Genomic DNA, 16,989 nt, shown 5'->3' with positions numbered 1-16,989 from the left:
GATGAGCGTGATTGTGATCCTCAAGCTTATGCTTGTCATCAGCATTGCACTGATGCTGTTCGCACTGGCCCTGCGGGCCAGGGTCGCCGATCTCGGCTATCTGTTCGTTCATTGGCGCCTCGGCCTGGGGGCGTTTGCCGCCATGTTCGTGGTCGTGCCGGTGGTGGCGATTCTTCTGGCACGCACATTCGATCTCAATCCCGCCGTAAAGGTTGCTCTTGTCGCGATCGCCTTTTCTCCCCTGCCGCCGATCCTGCCGGGAAAGCAGATCAAGGCCGGGGGCGAGGCCTGCTATGTGACGGGCCTGCTCTTCGCAGCGACGCTCGCCTCAATCGTGGTCGCGCCGTTCGGCATCGCCTTTGCTGCAAGTATTTTTGATGTCGAAGCGGCGATAACGCCCATGGCGGTGGCCATGCCGCTTATCGTCACGGTTCTGGCGCCGCTTCTTGCGGGCCTCGCGCTCTCCCCGATGTTCGGCACGGCCGTTTCGCAGCTGAGCCCGATCCTCAGCAAGATCGGTACTGCTCTCCTGGTCCTCGCGGTGCTGGGCTTGGTCGTGATGATGCTTCCGGGCATCCGTGACGTGATCGGGCAGGGGACACTGGTGGTGTTGTGCATCACGATCGCCGCAGGGATGGTAGCAGGCTATTTCTTCGGTGGCCCCGAGCGGGGTGACAAGGCAGCCCTGTCGCTTGCCGCGGCAACCCGGCACCCGGGGGTGGCTGTCGCCATCGCAACTCAGACCTTCCCCGCCGCGTCTCTGGCGCCAGCCGCTATCGTGCTGTCGCTGGTGCTTTCGACGGTGCTGTGCATCCCGTATCTTCGTTACATGGGCAAGCAGCCTCGGAAAGCGGCAGCCTGATCCGGCTGCGGCCTTTTCTTCCATCTGCGGTTTTTCAGAATGAGGCCTGCAATATGAGTGCCGGCCCGTTGAGTGCGTAGCGGATCCGGCCGCTCCAGACATCCTTGTCGATCTTGATGCGATAATTGACGTAGCGGTAGGCCAGACCGATGCTGGCATTCTTCAGCACTTTGTAAGACACGCCGGCTTGCGCATTGACCAGCCTGCCGTCGTAGTCTCCGATCTTCAGCGAGAGGTAGTCGACGCGTCCGGTGGCTTCCAGCCGCGGGGCAAGGCGCCAGGTTGCAAAGAGGCCGACTGTCGGCAGCGGCGCGAACACTTTTTTCCGGCGCCTCTCGGTCGCGAACGTCTCGCCATCGGTCGTCGCCTGGCCGGAAAGCTCAAGCTGGAATTGCGTCGCATGAACGCCGATGGCCGCGCCCAATTCCAGATCGGGCTGTTGTACCAGGGCATAGCCCACGGTCAGGCGATAGATGTTGCTGTCGAACCCGCTGGAGATGCGGGCATTCACCGGGTACGTCACATCGTCGAATACGAGGTCGCGGGCCAGATCGATGCTTCCGCTCCGCTTGAGCTTGAAGAAGTCTGCGGCGACAACCACGTGCCCGAAGCGGGCCCCCGCCGATACTGCGGGCAGAACGTCCCGGTTATCGAGTTTGAGATCCTTCTCGAAGTCGATGTCCGTGCCGATTGCCTGTTCGGTCTTCGCCGTCACCCGGGCATTGGTGTCTACCCTGGGATAGTAGGCCTGGACGTTGAGCCAGTAGTCGTCATCCAGTGTTTGCGCCCGGACGGGGGCAGGGCAGGATAGGGCCGCCGCGACAGCCGCGGCCGATGCCACGCTGGCGATCCGGATCGCCTTCGAGTGCGTGTGGTTGACTGTTCCTGCGTTGGAAAAATCGCTGTTGCCCATCTGGATTTCCTACCTTGAATGGCACGCACCGCACGCCGTACTGAAGTCAGTCCAAATGAAGGCTAACCGGAGCACCGGGCCGGGCTAATCAGGGTTTGTCCCCATGTGCGCTCCGGGTGATTCCCAAGAGTCCGAGGGGCCGCTCACCGGGCCAGGCGCCAATTCGAGCCTTCGGGCAGGCAGGGCAATTGTGATCCCTGCCGCCTCAAGCTGTTTCAACAGTTCCAGCAGCAGGCGTTCTTGCCGCAGATAGCCGTCGTCATGCGAAAGGCACTGCAGGTTCGCGCGAATCTGGAACCGGAAACAGTCTTCGCCAAACCCTCGGAAGCGGACCGGGCAAGTGCTGGGAACATAGTCCGGATCGGCCTCCAGCACGGCCCGCGCGGTATCGAGCACCTTTTTAATAGTCCGCGCGTTTGCGTCGAAGGATATTCCGAACATTTGCTCGACATGAAAGTGATCTCGCAGGGTGAGATTCTCGATCTCCTTGTCGGCAAGGGCGCTGTTCGGAATCGACAGGATCGAACGTTCCATTGTGCGAATGCGCGTTGACCTCATGCCGATGTCGACAACATCCCCGATGCGTCCGCCCACCTTGCACTTGTCGCCAATTCGGACGGGCTTGTCCGCGAGGATGACAATACTGCCGACTAGGTCTGCCACAGCCGTCTTGCTGCCCAGCGCGAGCGCGAGGCCTCCAACCCCTAGCGCGGCGAGCCCGGCGGTGACATCGATCCCGAATGTGGCGAGGAGTGCGGCGGCGCCAAGCATGACCATGGCGAGCCGCAGCGTACGCATGAGGAAGTTCGAAGCACCGATCCATTGCACGCGGCCGGCACGGCGGAACCGCCAGGCAGCGAGATCGCCCATAACGCCGATCAGGCGCCATCCCAGCCAGGTCGCGGCGGCCCAGACGAAGATCCCGGAGTATCGGGCAATGGCGGTTCGCTCGACGAGACCGGCGCCGAGCGGTACGGCCAGCTGCGACATCGCGCCATAGACCAGCATCAGGGCGCCGGGCGGAACGATCGCGAAGATGATGTCGGATACGGGGTGGCGTTCGATGTCTCCACGCCTCAGGCCTATCCGGCTGCAGAGCGCCCGGAATACCAGGACGATGACACTGAAAAGGGTCAGGCCCAGCCCCGCCAGCAACGCCCAGCTCTTGAGCGGGGCGCCGAACAGCATGAGGCTGTGGTCCTCCTCGAGGTCCGCCGTCGCCATTTCGCTGGCGGGCGCTTCGGGAAGGTCCGGCAACTGCGCCAGGGTGTCCGCGGAAATGAGCCACAGCGGGGTCTCGTCATCGTGGGTCACACGGCGCGCGAGAACAGGAATGATCTCACCGTCCTGTTCGTAACTGCCGATCGTTTCCTCGTCCGGGGGAAGCCCGTCATCGAGATTGCCTTCGGGACGCAGCGAAAGATCGATGCGGGGCAGCATCGTGCCCTGGCTGTCGAGGACTTCGGAAAACGTCCTGGCCTTGCGCAGGCTGGCCTTTGATGTTGGGTCCTTGACGTCCAGATACCGGGTGAGGTGCGCCAGATCCCTCTTGGCCAGTGCGTCGAGCAGGCCGATCTGCATGGTTCGCGGTGTTCCGCGCCCCAATGGGTCTTCCGGCGATGCCTTTTCTGTTTCGGCGCTTTCGGGTTGCCGGGGAGGTGTCGCTGAGGAAGGCGAAGGGCTTGTTGCGAGCAGCACGGCGAGAGCCGTTGCTGTTCCCGGTATGCCGGATCCCAGACGGTCCCGGGGCATTCTCGACTCTGCGCAAGAGTCCATCATTGAAGAGGTTGCGAATGCCAACGCCGTCTTCTCCGGGCAGCCTGATTGCGCGGGATGATCGCCAACATGCGGGCTGGCAAAGACAGGGGCCATCGGGGAAATTCCCGACAGGGGGGAGATTTTTCGAGACCGTTGAGGTCTCAGTCGTGGGTGGCACGACGGCTATGGCGGCCGAGTGCCTCGTGCCGGGCGCAGCAGTGCGCCGGATCAGGCCTTGTCCTGAACGCCCAGCAGCGCGGCGAATTCCGTGACGCTGATGCCACCGCGCACTTCCTGCCGCGGCAGCACCAGGCTGTCGGAATTCTGCTGCATGAGGCCATCGATACAGCTGAAGGCCAGGCGATACCCGCAGGTCTCGGCAACGTCACGGATGACCGGATCGAAATCGCCAAAGGGATAGGCGAGGGCAGTTACCGGTGTGTCAAGAACCCGTTGCAGCACCGCGCGGGATCCGGCCAGTTCCCGTAACAGCTGTGCGGAGGGCAGCCCGGTCAGGGGCAGGTGCATGATGCCGTGCGCGCCGATTTCCACGTCGCAAAATCGGAGTGCCGTGATCTCTTCCCAGTTCAGCAAGGGGGCGGCTTCGCCGAAGCTCTGGTCCCAGTCCGCCGTTTGCCCGACTTTGCCGGTGGGGACGAACAGTGCCGAAGGAAACCCGTAGCGGTGGAGCAGGGGCAGGGCGGTGTCCATGAAATCGCGCGTTGCATCATCGAACGTGAGGAGCACCGATCGCTCGGGAAGGGCACGGCCGCGTTCAAATGTCTCTTGCAGGCGTGAGAGCGTGATGCCCTGCCAGCCGTTGTCCCGCATCCATGACAGCTGCTGTTCGAAGGCGGCGGGGAGTGTTCGCCACTGCGCGAGACCCTCAGGGCCGTCATTGGCAATACGATGGTACATCAGGATCGGGAGGTCATGCCATTGGCCGGAGATCTCAGACGGTTTTTCCGCACGCCAGGCCACAGCTTCGGCAACGCGGGCGGGCAGCGGGTGGGCGGTATCGCTCCAGAGAATATCGGGCTCGATCCGCGCACCGGCAGCGCACTTTTCGAAGCGCTGGATGCGATAGAGCGGGGTCCGCAGCTCGGCGGAAAGTTGCAGTTCCGGATGGGCAGAGAACTGCCGGCCAATGCTGACGGCGCCCACGCTGTGGCCCCATTTGAAGCCCGTTCGGTCGGGTTCGTCGGCAAGCATGTTGACATGGGCCATGACCAGCGTGCCGCCAGGATTGAGGCGGGCGGCGAATTTCGCGGCCAGACGGTCAAGTGCACCGGGCTCCTCATAGTAATAGAGAACTTCGCTGCAGACGATCAGGTCATAGGTGCCCGGAATGTCATCGGTTGCGAAATCAAGCTGGGCCGTCGAAATGTTCGGAAAGCACGCCAGCGCTGCTTCGGCCCGACCGATAGCGGTAGAGGAAATGTCCGTAGCCAGAATCCGGCCGCAAAGAGGCGCCAACTGGGGCGTGAACAGCCCCTCCGAGCAGGCCAGTTCCAGCGCTTCGGGGTAGTGGCGTCCGGCGATCAGCGCCGCCGTCTGGTCGTACTTGGCCGTCTCGTAGTTGTTCGTGTAGTTCCAGGGATCTTCCGAATTGTAGATGTTCTCCCAATAGGCCTTGTCACCATAGTCGATGATTTCCCCGGACTGGGGCCTGATGGTGCTCATGCCCGGGACCGGCATGCGATGAGGATGTCGGGCCGCCTTTTCTTCTTCGTCGGCGATGATCCGTTCAATGGCGGTATCGGCCTCGGTCAGGATCGGTGGAGCGAGCGCGGCATCGTAGAGCAGGTCGGTGATGCGTTCGAAAGGGGGGCATTGGCGCCCCCGCCGGTCGCGCACCCATTGCCGTGCCCACGCTCGCCACAAACGCGTCGTGCTGCGATGGGAGAGATAGCGCCCTTTCCATCGCCGGAAAGGGCCCTGGAGAAGCCGCTTGCGTGCGAGAGCCCGCCGCAGATCCGGCGTCCCGAACCGGGCGCGGATTTCGGTCGCAAGCTTTTGCCCGGAAATACCGTCGAAAACCAACTTTTCGAAGTCGCCCAGATCCTCGCCGTCAAAGAATACCCAGCATTTCAAGCGACGCACATCCGGCAGGATCAGGTTCGGGATGGACTGCGCGATGTCCAGCTTCTGCAAATGCAGGCATGACATCGCAAGCGTGGTTCCCCTTGGAAACTGGGATGCCAGCTGTTTCTCGAACGCCAGTACAAGGCTGCTCCCGAACGATCCGGAAATGGACTTCCCATCCAGGAACTTGCGCAGGCTGACCACGCCCGGAGCAATTTGCGGCCAGAGTTGCAGCCAGTCCGGCTCTGGTCCGAAGACGCCGACGGCAATACCTCCTGCCAGACTGGAAACCAGATCCCCCAGACCGGAAGCCGGAACCGAGCCATTCATTGCGTCGGGCACTTCGGTCTGAACCTGATCAAGCACTGGTGTGGGATCTTCGCCCCGGCCGATGCAAATACCGGCAAGCCAGACCGCAGTGCACCAGATGGCTATGACGTGCCCTCGCGAGGACCCCCCCTTGGCCAGTTCAGGCAAGGTGCGCGGCAGGCGCACATCCACGCCGTGGCCTCGGAGGATCACAGCCTCGCTGTCCTTCTGCATCTGCAGCATGTTGCTGGAGAGCGATCCCTCGCGGACATGAATGTCGGCCACCATCTCGGAGACTGGTGCGAACTGCTCGCCCATCCGTGCCAGCTTCTGCCACAGGTCCCAGTCCTCGCACACCCGCAAGGCCGGGTCGAACGCCCCAGCCTCCATGATCGCCGCGCGTTTGGTCATCGCGCTGTGAATCGCGAAAGGGCAGGTCCGGGTGGAAATCGCGAAGGGATCGATCACGTCCGCTGCGTCATGGGTCAAGCCCCATGGCTCGCCGTTCAGCAGTCGCCGCCATGAGCAATGGAGCAATCCGGCATCCGGATTTCTCTGGCTGGCCGCCATCATCTTTTCCATATGATCCGGTATCAGCTGATCATCGGAATCCAGAAAAATAACCCATTCGCCCGTGGCGTGGAGAAGGCCGGTGTTCCGGGCGGGGCCCGCTCCCTGGTTCTCCTGCCGGACCAGCCGGATCCGGCCGTCCAGCTGCGCGTAGCGCTCCACCACGGCGGCATCGTCTTGCGGTGAGCCATCGTCCACCACCACGGCTTCCCAGTCTTGCCAGCTCTGGCACAACAGGCTCTCCAAAGTGAGTCCGATGGTGTTCGCCGACTTATAGGATGGAATTACTACGGAAATCGCTGCGGATACCCGGTTTTCAGCAGTATGCACGTCAGCAATTTCATCCAGCACGGTTGTGGCCCCTGTCACCCGCCCAATGCTTGTATCTGTGCCATTTGTCGTCGCCTGGTCAACCGAATTGGGGGTGCGATGAAACAAGTCATCGTGCGGAAATGAGACATTTTGTTTCAGTTCCGGTCGGGTCCATTTCGCAGGATAAAGAATAGGCCCAAATAACGGACTGCGCCAGTTCCGGACGGCCACTGTATTGCCGAACACAGAAATCCTGCGGCGCCGCGTCCGAGGAGGCTGTCCCGGTTGCCCTAGTCCGGATGATGACTGCAGGGGACACGATTCAGGTGCCAGGGCGCAGGTCTGCATCTTGTGCCGATCGCCGCTCTACCGCGTAAGGGCCCGACCCGTGGCGGCTGTGCGCACCGGGTCGGGAGATAGTGCAGAAAGGCTGCGCGAGGGGGTGCCGGGCGGACGGAGCCAGCTGCCCGCAGCAGGTTATGCTCTTACTTCTTGACCTTTTTGTACGGCACGAATTCACGCAGGCCGACGAAACCGCTCCACATGTGGCCAGCCATGCGATCGTGCAGTTGCACGGTGTCCACGCTGCATAGCTGCGAACCCCACAGGCGGGTTACCAGAATATCGTCGTTGTCGAGCAGGTCGGCATTGGTCGGCCGGTTGACGTAATATGTCGAGCCGACCTGATAGACGATCGCGGTCTTGTCGATCACGGTGGTCTGCGAAACCTGGGACAGGGAGATGCAGTTCACGGGCTTTCCGGCCTCGCGTCCTTCCAGCATCTTGGCGAGCTTTTCCTCACCCGTCAGCTTTGGCTTGGACTTGGCTGCCACTGCCGGTGATGCGGATATGACGGCACCAGCGGCCAGGGTTGCAATGAGTGCTGCGGTCAACTTCTTCACGGCCATTTCTCCTGACGGAAAACCTCACCCGTTTGAGCACCTTAGTGTGCCGTTCTGAACGCAAGATGACCGCTGTCAGGCTGTGCCGCCAACTGTCAGTCCCTCGACCAACAGGGTCGGCTGACCCACGCCGGCGGGCACGCTCTGGCCGCCTTTGCCGCATACGCCGACGCCGCGGTCGAGTTCGAGATCGTTGCCGATGCCCTTGACCTTGGTTAGTACCGATGGGCCGTCGCCGATCAGTGTCGCGCCCTTGATCGGTGCGCCCAGCTTGCCGTTCTCGACCTTGTAGGCCTCGGTGCAGGAGAACACGAACTTGCCCGAGACGATGTCGACCTGGCCGCCGCCGAAGTTCTTGGCGAAGATGCCGTTCTTGATGCGGCTGAGCAGTTCGGAGGGATCGTCGTTGCCCGCCCTCATGAAGGTGTTGGTCATGCGCGGCATGGGCGCATGGGCATAGCTTTCGCGGCGGCCGTTGCCGGTCGGCTCGACGCCCATCAGGCGGGCGTTTAGGCGGTCCTGCATGTAGCCCTTGAGGATGCCGTCCTCGATCAGCACGGTTTCCTGAGTCGGTGTTCCTTCGTCGTCGATGGAAAGCGAACCACGCCGTGCCTCGATCGAGCCGTCATCGACCACGGTGACGCCCGGCGCACCGACCCGCTCGCCGATCCGGCCAGAGAAGGCGGAAGTACCCTTCCGGTTGAAATCGCCTTCGAGGCCGTGGCCGATCGCCTCGTGCAGGATCACGCCGGGCCAGCCGGGCGCGAGCAGCACGGGCATTTCGCCCGCCGGGGCATCCACGCTCTCAAGGTTGACCAGAGCCTGGTTCAACGCGACGTCGATGGCCTCGTTCCAGGTTTCCGGCTTGAACAGGTCTTCGTAGAGCCAGCGGCCGCCAATCCCGAACGAGCCGGTCTCGCGCCGTCCGTTGCTCTCGGCAACGATCGAGACACTGAGGCGCACCAGCGGGCGCACGTCAGTGGCGAGGAACCCGTCGGCGCGCACGATCTCCACGATAGACCAGGATCCGGTGAGCGAGGCGCTGACTTGTGCCACGCGCGGATCGCGGGCACGGGCGGCGGCGTCGATGGTCTCCAGCAGCTTCACCTTTTCGGCGAAGCCCACGAGGTCGAGCGGCGAAGCGTCTGTATAGAGGTGGCGGTTGCTCTTCACGGGCGGCGGCGCCATCGCGCCCTTGGCGGGATCGAGCAATTGCAGCGTTTCGCCTGCGCGGCGAATCGCGGCCGCCGAAATCTCGTTGGCGTGGGCGAAGCCGGTCATCTCGCCGGAAACACCTCGCAGGCCGAAGCCGGCATCGCGCGAATAATCTGCGGTCTTCAGCCGGCCATCGTCGAACCCGAAGGCCTCGCTCGCCACGAACTGCAGGAAGAGTTCGCCGTCGTCACAGGCCTTGAGCGTTTCGGCGGCAAGCGCCTGTGCATCTTCGGGGGTGAGCTGGCGATAGAGGAGCGAGCGGGGATCGGAAGCTGTCATGCCCCCTGATATAGGGGGCGTGACGGGAATTGAAACGGCCGTTTACGCTGCCTGCTGGTCGGCCGGGCCGCCCTTGAGTACGAAACGGCGATCGCAATAGCCGCATTCGACATAGCCCTTCTCGTCGATTTCCAGCCAGACACGCGGATGGCCGAGCGCGGCCCCGGCGCGGATGTCGGTTGCCCCGTCGCAGCAGGCGCGGTGGGAATCGGTGTAGACGGTTTCGGGCGGGTTCATCATGAGCTGGTCAACTAGCAGGAGGCGAACGGCATTTCCAGACGGCTTGTGCGTTCAGCCCACCAGTTTCAGCTGCGCTTCCTCCTCGCGCACCACGCGGGGCTGGTCGGGCCAGATCCCTCGCGTGTCGTAGACAAGCTTGTCCGCCCGTTCGGCGAGGGGCACGACGCGGAACACGTCATGGTCGACGAGCACGATCAGGATCTCGCAGGTTTCCAGCGCATCGTCGATGTCGATCTGCACCGCGCCGGTATCCGTGAATTCGATCGGCAGTTCGGCGGCATAGGGCTCGACGATATGGATGCGGTTGCCGAACTTGCGGGCGAGGCGGCTGGTAACGAAGCGGGCCGGGCTTTCGCGGAAGTCATCGATGTTGGCCTTGAAGGCGAGGCCGAGGCAGGCGACTTTCGCGTCAGGATGCGCTTCCACCAGCGCTTCGGCCTCGGCGATCACGTGGTGCATCTTGCCGTCGTTGACGCCGCGCGCGGTGCGGATCAGCGGGGTTTCGTCCGGTGCGCTGTGGACGATGAACCACGGGTCCACCGCGATGCAGTGGCCGCCGACGCCGGGGCCGGGCGAGAGGATGTTCACGCGCGGGTGGCGGTTGGCAAGGCGGATCACTTCCCAAACGTCCAGCCCCATTGTGTCCGCGACGATCGACAGTTCGTTGGCGAAGGCGATGTTGACGTCGCGATAGGCGTTCTCGACCAGCTTGGTCATTTCCGCCGAGCGTGCGTCAGTGGTGACGCATTCGCCGCGCACGAAGCGCTTGTAGAAGGCGAGCGCCTTGCGGGCGCAGCGCGGCGTGATGCCGCCGATCGAGCGGTCGTTGTTAGTCAGTTCCTCGAGGATGCGGCCCGGCAGGACGCGCTCGGGGCAATAGGCGATCGCGATGTCGGGGATTTCGCCGGTGAACCCCGGAACCTTGAGGTCGGGACGCATTGTGGCGATCATGTCGCGAAGTTGTTCGGTGGTGCCGACCGGTGACGTCGATTCGAGGATCACCACATCGCCGTGCCTGAGCACCGGCGCAATCGTGCGTCCGGCGGCCAGCACATAGGAAATGTCCGGCGCATGGTTCTTGTCGAAGGGCGTCGGCACAGCGATTACGAAGACATCGCAGGGGGCGACCTCGGTCGAGGCGGAGAGCAATCCCCGCGCGACGACACCGTGGACGAGTCCATCGAGATCGACTTCCTCGATATGGATCTCGCCGCGATTGATCGTGTCGACTACGTTCTGCGAAACATCGAGGCCGAGCACCTTGCACCCGGCGCGGGCGATCACGGCGGCAGTGGGAAGTCCGATATAACCCAGCCCTACGACACAGACGTCAGGCTTGTTGTCCGATTTCATTCGCGAGCAGCTCCACAATCCGGCGCGCGGATTGCCCATCCCCGAACGGATTGTGGGCGCGCGCCATGGCCTTGTAGGCCTCGGTATCGTCGAGCAAGGTTGATATTTCGGTAACGATCCGCGTGGCATCGGTGCCGACGAGTTTCGCGGTGCCGGCTTCAACGCCTTCGGGGCGCTCGGTCGTCTCGCGCATGACGAGCACCGGCTTGCCGAGCGCGGGCGCTTCCTCCTGCACGCCGCCGCTATCGGTCAGCATGATCTCGGCGATGTTCAGCAGGCGTGCGAAATGCGGATAGTCGAGCGGCTCGATCAGGGCGACATTGTCGAGGCCGGCAAGGCGCTCGTTCATCACCTTGCGCACGTTGGGGTTGAGATGGACGGGGAAGATCACCGCCGTATCGGGTCGTTCGGCAATCTGGCGAATGGCCTGCGCGATCTGTTCCATGCCTTCGCCGAAGTTCTCGCGCCGGTGGCTGGTGACGCCGATGATGCGCTTTCCTGCGAATTTCGCTTCCAGTTCGGTGAGCCCGGATGCGAGCGCCGGTTCGCATTCGATTTTGGCGCTGACCCAGTGGAGCGCGTCGATCACGGTATTGCCGGTGACGTGGACGCGCGAGGGATCGACGTTTTCCTTGAGCAGCGCAGCCTCGCTGGTGGTGGTGGGCGCAAAGTGCAGGCTGGCCATGGCACCGATGATCTTGCGGTTCACCTCTTCGGGCCAGGGGTGATAGATGTTGTAGCTGCGCAGCCCCGCCTCGACATGATCGACGGGCACCTTGCGGTAATAGGCGGCGAGCGCGCCTGTCATGGCGGTGGCGGTGTCGCCCTGCACGATGACACGATCCGGCTGCACTGCATCCATCACCTTGCCGAGACCGGTGAGAAGATTCGCGGTGAGTGCATCGAGCGTCTGGTCAGGCTGCATCACGTCGAGATCGTGATCGGGCTCGATTCCGGAAATCTCCAGCACCTGATCGAGCATCTGCCGGTGCTGCGCGGACACGCAGACCACGCATTCGAAGCGTGGGTCAGCCTTGAGGGCATGGACGACAGGGAACAGCTTGATTGCTTCGGGACGGGTGCCGAAGATCACGAGGATGCGTGCCGGACGGGTCATGGAGGGCGGAATACCAGCCTATTGTTAACCTTGAAATAAAGTGCCTAGCTGCAGCGCGACAAGTTGCGACATTTTTTCCCCTCGGTGCAATCTTCTGGCTAAATTGCGGAGGCATAGGGCCTCCATGCGCATGATCTCCCTGCTCGTTGCAGCCTCGGTGCTGCTGTCATCTCCTGCTGTCATGGCCCAGGGCATGCCGGGAGGCATGGGCGATGGCGGCGGCATGGGGGGCGGCATGGGCGGCGGTCGTGGAGGTCCCGGAGGCGGGCCGGGTGGCGGAAAGGCCCCGCGCGCGCCCAAGCCGGTGAAGCGCAAGGATTTCGACAAGCTGGTCACGGGCATGTTTCGCATGGCGGACGCAGACCACGACGGCACGGTTGCGCTTGATGAACTCCACGCCGTGATCGACGCGCGGCGGGAGGCGGTGATTTCGGCACGCTTCGAGGCGGTCGATACCGATCGCAATGGTATGCTTTCACGTGCCGAATTCGTCGTCTGGCAGAAACAGATGGGTTCGGCCGCGTCCAGCGAAGGTGGCGGTTTCGGTGCGCGCGACGGGCAGATTGCCGATGCCATCAAGCCCGAGACCGGCAAGGACATGGAAGATCTCATGCTGGCCGATATGATCGAGCCGCTGAGCGGGACCGTGATCGCCAGGGCCAATACCAACTACGATGCCGGCGTCTCGCTGGATGAGTTGCTGGCTTACGAAGGCAAGCGCTTCGACGCGGCGGACAAGAACCAGGACGGCTTCCTCACCATGGATGAACTGCGCCCGGATGACCGTTCCGGCAAGACGCATGGACCGGGCGGGCCGGGCGGCTTCGGTCCGCCGCAGGGCGGACGCCCTCAGTGCCCGCCAGGCGACACGTGCTGAGCATGGCCCGCGAGGCTTAACAGCGTCTGGTCAATCCTCCGGAGCGGCTGAGTGGCGGGCGTTTAGAAGGACCGCAACCAGACCGGCTTCCAACAGAACAGCGAGGACGCCGGTTAAGACCGCCAGATTGAAACTTGCCGCAACGCTTGTGCTGGCCGTGCTGGTGAAGGGCGCGGACTGACACATATTTCGACCTCCATTATCGGGGAGGACTGGTGGACAATTCGCGCGGGTCCCTTGCTCCGGCGCCAGCCTTGGGGAATCACCCGGGGATGGCGATTCTCAGCGATAAATGGATCCGGCAACAGGCGCTGGAAAATGGCATGATCGAGCCCTTCGTGGAGGCCCAGCGCCGCGACGGGTGCATTTCCTATGGCCTGTCCTCCTACGGCTACGATGCGCGCGTCGCGCCCGAGTTCAAGATCTTCACCAATGTCGATTCGGCCGTGGTCGATCCCAAGGATTTTGCGGCAAACTCCTTTGTGGACCGCACGACGGACGTTTGCGTGATCCCGCCCAATTCCTTCGCACTTGCCCGCACCGTTGAATACTTCCGCGTGCCGCGTGACGTGCTGGTGATCTGCCTCGGCAAGAGCACGTATGCCCGCTGCGGCATCATCGTGAACGTCACGCCTCTGGAGCCGGGCTGGGAAGGCCACGTGACGCTGGAATTCTCCAACACCACGCCGCTGCCCGCCAAGATCTACGCCAACGAAGGCGCCTGCCAGTTCCTCTTCCTGCAGGGCAACGAGCCGTGTGAGACGAGCTATGCCGACCGTGCGGGCAAGTACATGGGCCAGAAGGGCGTGACGCTGCCGCGGCTGTAGATCACGTAGTGGCGTAGAGCGCCGCTTCTTCGGCGCGGCGGGCTTTCAGGCCTTCCATCGGTTTTCCGGCGTTGTAGATCCACTTGCCGAATTCCGCCCGCGCTTCGGTAAACCGGCCTTGCCTGTGCAGCTTGGTCAGCGTCGCGGTGCCTATGGCGCCGGTGTTGTAGTGGAACGAGACCAGCGCATCGAACTGGTTCTGGGTGGTGGCGGCATCGCCCAGCCTCTTGGCCACGTCCTCGATGTAGCGGACAATGTCCCGGTCGAACCGCGCGTCGCACTCGGCCTGGGTCCAGATCGTGCCGGGCCTGATATCGGGGCCGGTTGAGCCCCAGCCGATCGTCCAGGGCTTGCCGTCGGCGCTGCCGGGATCGGGGTAGGATTCGAAACGGCGGTCGGCACGGCGCCTGCCGCAGCCCTCCCATTTCCGGATCAGCGCCGTGCCGGCCGCGCCCAGCCGCCATGGCCCGGCGGCGCCGGATGACAAGCCGAGCGAACGGTCGATCGCGCCATCAAGCCGGGACACTTCATCCTGCACAAAGCCGCGCCCCAGCAAGAGGCGTACTTCATCGAAAATCGGCTTGCGGTTCAGCATGGGCCTTCTCCGTGGCTGGCGGGAAAGGCGAATCAAGTAAACCGGAAGCGGGGCTGTAGGAAAACGGTTTGTGCTTCGGGGCAGCCAGGACTTTCGCGAGCCGTTGCCTTGCTTGCCACTGCCTTGGCGGCATCGTCCGCCGCACCGGCCACAATAAGAAAAGGGCGCCCGGATTGCTCCGGACGCCCCACTCGGCGAACTGTGCCGCCGCCTGATCGAAAGATCAGAGGCTGTAGTACATGTCGAACTCGACGGCCGACGGCGTGGTTTCCCAACGCAGCACTTCCGGCCACTTCAGTTCGAGGTAGGCTTCGATCTGGTCTTCGGTGAACACGCCGCCCTCGAGGAGGAAGGCATGGTCAGCGGCCAGCGATTCCAGAGCTTCGCGCAGCGAACCGCAGACAGTCGGCACTTCGGCGAGTTCGGCCGGCGGCAGATCGTAGAGGTTCTTGTCCATGGCTTCGCCCGGATGGATCTTGTTCTTGATACCATCGAGGCCGGCCATGAGCAGCGAGGCGTAGCACAGGTAGGGGTTGGCCATCGCGTCGGGGAAGCGGAATTCCACGCGCTTTGCCTTGGTGCCGGCACCGTAGGGGATGCGGCACGAAGCCGAACGGTTGCGGGCCGAGTAGGCGAGCAGAACCGGAGCTTCGTAACCCGGCACCAGGCGCTTGTAGCTGTTGGTGGTCGGGTTGGTGAAGGCGTTGAGGGCCTTGGCGTGCTTGATGACGCCGCCGATGAAGTACAGGCAGGTGTCCGACAGGCCGGCGTAGCCGTTGCCGGCGAAGGTGTTCTCGCCGTCGTTCCAGATCGAGATATGCGTGTGCATACCCGAACCGTTGTCCTTCATGATCGGCTTCGGCATGAACGTGGCGGTCTTTCCGTAGGCCTGAGCCACCATCATGACGACGTACTTGTAGATCTGCATGCGGTCAGCGGTGGTGACCAGCTTGCCGAAGGTCAGGCCGAGCTCGTGCTGGGCAGCCGCCACTTCGTGGTGGTGCTTGTCGCAGGGCAGGCCCATTTCGAGCATGGTCGAGACCATCTCGCCGCGGATGTCGGTGCAGGGATCGACCGGAGCGACGGGGAAGTAGCCGCCCTTGGCGCGCGGACGGTGGGCGAGGTTGCCCGTGTCGTAGTCCTTGTTCGAGTTGGTCGGCAGCTCGATGTCGTCGATCTTGAAGCCGTTGCCGTCGTAGCCGTCATAGAACTTCACGTCGTCGAACATGAAGAATTCGGCTTCCGGGCCGACATAGACGGTGTCGCCGAAACCGGCCGACTTGACGAACGCTTCAGCGCGCTTCGCGGTCGAGCGCGGGTCGCGGGCGTAGAGTTCGCCGGTCGAAGGCTCGACGATGTCGCAAAACAGGATCATCATCGGAGTGGCCGAGAACGGATCGACATAAACCGCTTCGAGGTCGGGCTTGAGGATCATGTCCGACTCGTTGATGGCCTTCCAGCCCTCGATCGAGGAACCGTCGAACATGAGGCCGTCCTCGAGCTCGTCTTCGCCGATCACGCCCGCGCACATCGTGAGGTGCTGCCACTTACCCTTGGGGTCGGTGAAGCGAAGATCGACCCACTCGATCTCCTCGTCCTTGATCTTCTTGAGGACGTCCTTTGCACTTGCCATGTTTTTGGTTCTCCAGATTTTCTCTTCCGATCCCGAAAGAGGTTAGGGGTGGATGGCATTCCGGGAACGGCGCCGGCCCCCATTTCCGGCTTATCCCCGGTCCGGCGAGGCCGGATCCGATCTTGCTGCCCGGCTCCGCCAGGCGGATGACGTTCCCGGCGCGCGGCCGGGAACTCAGAGTGCGTCGTCGTCGCGCTCGCCGGTGCGGATGCGCACCGCCGTTTCGACCGGCACGACGAAGATCTTGCCGTCGCCAATGCGGCCGGTCTGGGCAGCGTCTGCAATCGCTTCGACCACGCGCTCGGCGAGCGAGTCGGCCACGACGACTTCGAGTTTTACCTTGGGCAGGAAATCGACGACGTATTCTGCGCCGCGATAGAGTTCAGTGTGGCCTTTCTGGCGTCCGAAGCCCTTGGCTTCGGTCACGGTGATGCCGGAGACGCCCACTTCGTGCAGCGCTTCCTTCACTTCGTCGAGTTTGAAAGGCTTGATGATGGCTTCGATCTTCTTCACGCCTGTCTAGACCCCTGCACTTGTTCCCGGACATTATTGAGGAGGTTTCCGGTCCGGGAACCAGATGCCCCGCGCGCGATTCCCATCAAGAATCGTGCCAATGCGATCGTCGTATTGGTAGGGCATGTGTGCAGGCGCGAAAAGAGCGGAATCGCACGAATTACCAAGTCATATAACATGCATACGTGTTGCGGCGGGGGGCATTGCAGCAAGTTCTGTTCAAGATTTGGGCAGTCGATGCCTGAAAATTGTGCAGTGGCCGTTTCAGGAGCAATGCGTGATGCGACAATCGGGCGCGTCACGGCCTGCCGCAAGGTGCGGAAGACGCTCACGCAACGCTTGTCCGGAAGCTTAGAGCCGCAGCCCCGCCGTCTCGTCGAGGCCGGCCATCAGGTTGAGGTTCTGCACTGCAGCACCGCTGGCACCCTTGCCGAGATTGTCGAGCACGGCGATCAGGCGTGCCTGGCTGCCGTCGGCGGAACCGAGCACGCGCAGGGTCAGGCTGTCGGACGGTTCCATCGAGCCGCGCAGCAACAGTTCGTCCGGCTTGTCGCTTTCCACCGTCACGATCGGGCTGGCGCCGTAATAGGCGGTCAGTGCCGCGCGCAGTTCGGAGGGGCTGGCTGCCT

General features: G+C 63.0%; 14 protein-coding genes and 1 pseudogene. 3 read left to right on the top strand and 12 right to left on the bottom strand.

The window, feature by feature from the left end:
- The first annotated feature begins 1 nt into the window (after window position 1).
- On the top strand, window positions 2-862 hold the full coding sequence (locus MTR64_RS07355; RefSeq protein ID WP_243992378.1) for a hypothetical protein: 861 nt from the start codon (window positions 2-4) through the stop codon (window positions 860-862).
- Window positions 863-896: 34 nt separating this feature from the next.
- Here MTR64_RS07355 and MTR64_RS07350 read toward each other — a convergent pair whose 3' ends face one another.
- From MTR64_RS07350 to wecB, 8 genes are all read right to left on the bottom strand, one after another.
- Complete coding sequence (locus MTR64_RS07350; protein WP_243992376.1) at window positions 897-1,775, bottom strand: autotransporter outer membrane beta-barrel domain-containing protein; 879 nt, start codon at window positions 1,773-1,775, stop codon at window positions 897-899.
- An 84-nt stretch (window positions 1,776-1,859) separates the two neighbouring features.
- Window positions 1,860-3,356 carry a mechanosensitive ion channel family protein gene (locus MTR64_RS07345; RefSeq protein ID WP_243992374.1) on the bottom strand — a complete coding sequence of 499 codons (1,497 nt, stop codon included), beginning with the start codon at window positions 3,354-3,356 and terminating at the stop codon, window positions 1,860-1,862.
- 405 nt (window positions 3,357-3,761) lie between these two features.
- On the bottom strand, window positions 3,762-6,827 hold the full coding sequence (locus MTR64_RS07340) for a glycosyltransferase (protein WP_243992372.1): 3,066 nt from the start codon (window positions 6,825-6,827) through the stop codon (window positions 3,762-3,764).
- A gap of 467 nt (window positions 6,828-7,294) precedes the next feature.
- Window positions 7,295-7,711: a hypothetical protein gene (locus MTR64_RS07335; protein WP_243992370.1), complete on the bottom strand. Its 417-nt coding sequence runs from the start codon at window positions 7,709-7,711 to the stop codon at window positions 7,295-7,297.
- 75 nt (window positions 7,712-7,786) lie between these two features.
- Complete coding sequence (gene tldD, locus MTR64_RS07330) at window positions 7,787-9,205, bottom strand: metalloprotease TldD (protein ID WP_243992368.1); 1,419 nt, start codon at window positions 9,203-9,205, stop codon at window positions 7,787-7,789.
- 42 nt (window positions 9,206-9,247) lie between these two features.
- Complete coding sequence (locus MTR64_RS07325) at window positions 9,248-9,445, bottom strand: zinc-finger domain-containing protein (protein ID WP_243992366.1); 198 nt, start codon at window positions 9,443-9,445, stop codon at window positions 9,248-9,250.
- Between the two features lie 51 nt (window positions 9,446-9,496).
- The gene (gene wecC / locus MTR64_RS07320) at window positions 9,497-10,798 is read right to left on the bottom strand and encodes a UDP-N-acetyl-D-mannosamine dehydrogenase (protein ID WP_243992364.1); all 1,302 of its coding nucleotides are present in this window, start codon (window positions 10,796-10,798) and stop codon (window positions 9,497-9,499) included.
- Complete coding sequence (gene wecB / locus MTR64_RS07315; protein WP_243992362.1) at window positions 10,776-11,915, bottom strand: non-hydrolyzing UDP-N-acetylglucosamine 2-epimerase; 1,140 nt, start codon at window positions 11,913-11,915, stop codon at window positions 10,776-10,778. Before wecB ends, wecC begins: the two co-directional genes overlap by 23 nt.
- Before the next feature lie 124 nt (window positions 11,916-12,039).
- On the opposite strand from wecB, the gene MTR64_RS07310 reads away from it, so the two are divergent.
- Complete coding sequence (locus MTR64_RS07310) at window positions 12,040-12,792, top strand: EF-hand domain-containing protein (protein ID WP_243992360.1); 753 nt, start codon at window positions 12,040-12,042, stop codon at window positions 12,790-12,792.
- Window positions 12,793-13,064: 272 nt separating this feature from the next.
- A complete protein-coding gene (gene dcd, locus MTR64_RS07305) occupies window positions 13,065-13,619 on the top strand; it encodes a dCTP deaminase (RefSeq protein ID WP_243992359.1) in 555 nt (184 codons plus the stop codon).
- A gap of 1 nt (window position 13,620) precedes the next feature.
- Here the strand turns inward: dcd and MTR64_RS07300 are convergent, their stop codons facing one another.
- The 4 genes and pseudogenes from MTR64_RS07300 to MTR64_RS07285 form a co-directional block, all read right to left on the bottom strand.
- Window positions 13,621-14,214 (bottom strand): lysozyme, encoded by a 594-nt coding sequence (locus MTR64_RS07300; RefSeq protein WP_243992357.1) that lies wholly within the window; start codon window positions 14,212-14,214, stop codon window positions 13,621-13,623.
- A 223-nt stretch (window positions 14,215-14,437) separates the two neighbouring features.
- Complete coding sequence (gene glnA, locus MTR64_RS07295) at window positions 14,438-15,847, bottom strand: type I glutamate--ammonia ligase (protein ID WP_243992355.1); 1,410 nt, start codon at window positions 15,845-15,847, stop codon at window positions 14,438-14,440.
- 174 nt (window positions 15,848-16,021) lie between these two features.
- Window positions 16,022-16,360 (bottom strand): P-II family nitrogen regulator, encoded by a 339-nt coding sequence (locus tag MTR64_RS07290; RefSeq protein ID WP_243992353.1) that lies wholly within the window; start codon window positions 16,358-16,360, stop codon window positions 16,022-16,024.
- A 351-nt stretch (window positions 16,361-16,711) separates the two neighbouring features.
- Window positions 16,712-16,989, bottom strand: a pseudogene (locus MTR64_RS07285) (N-acetyl-gamma-glutamyl-phosphate reductase); the annotation flags it as partial.

This window comes from Novosphingobium album (ex Hu et al. 2023) (genome assembly GCF_022832385.1).
Lineage (GTDB): Bacteria > Pseudomonadota > Alphaproteobacteria > Sphingomonadales > Sphingomonadaceae > Novosphingobium > Novosphingobium album.
Note: the sequence above shows the minus strand (reverse complement) of the source record. Positions and strands in the feature narration are given on the sequence as shown.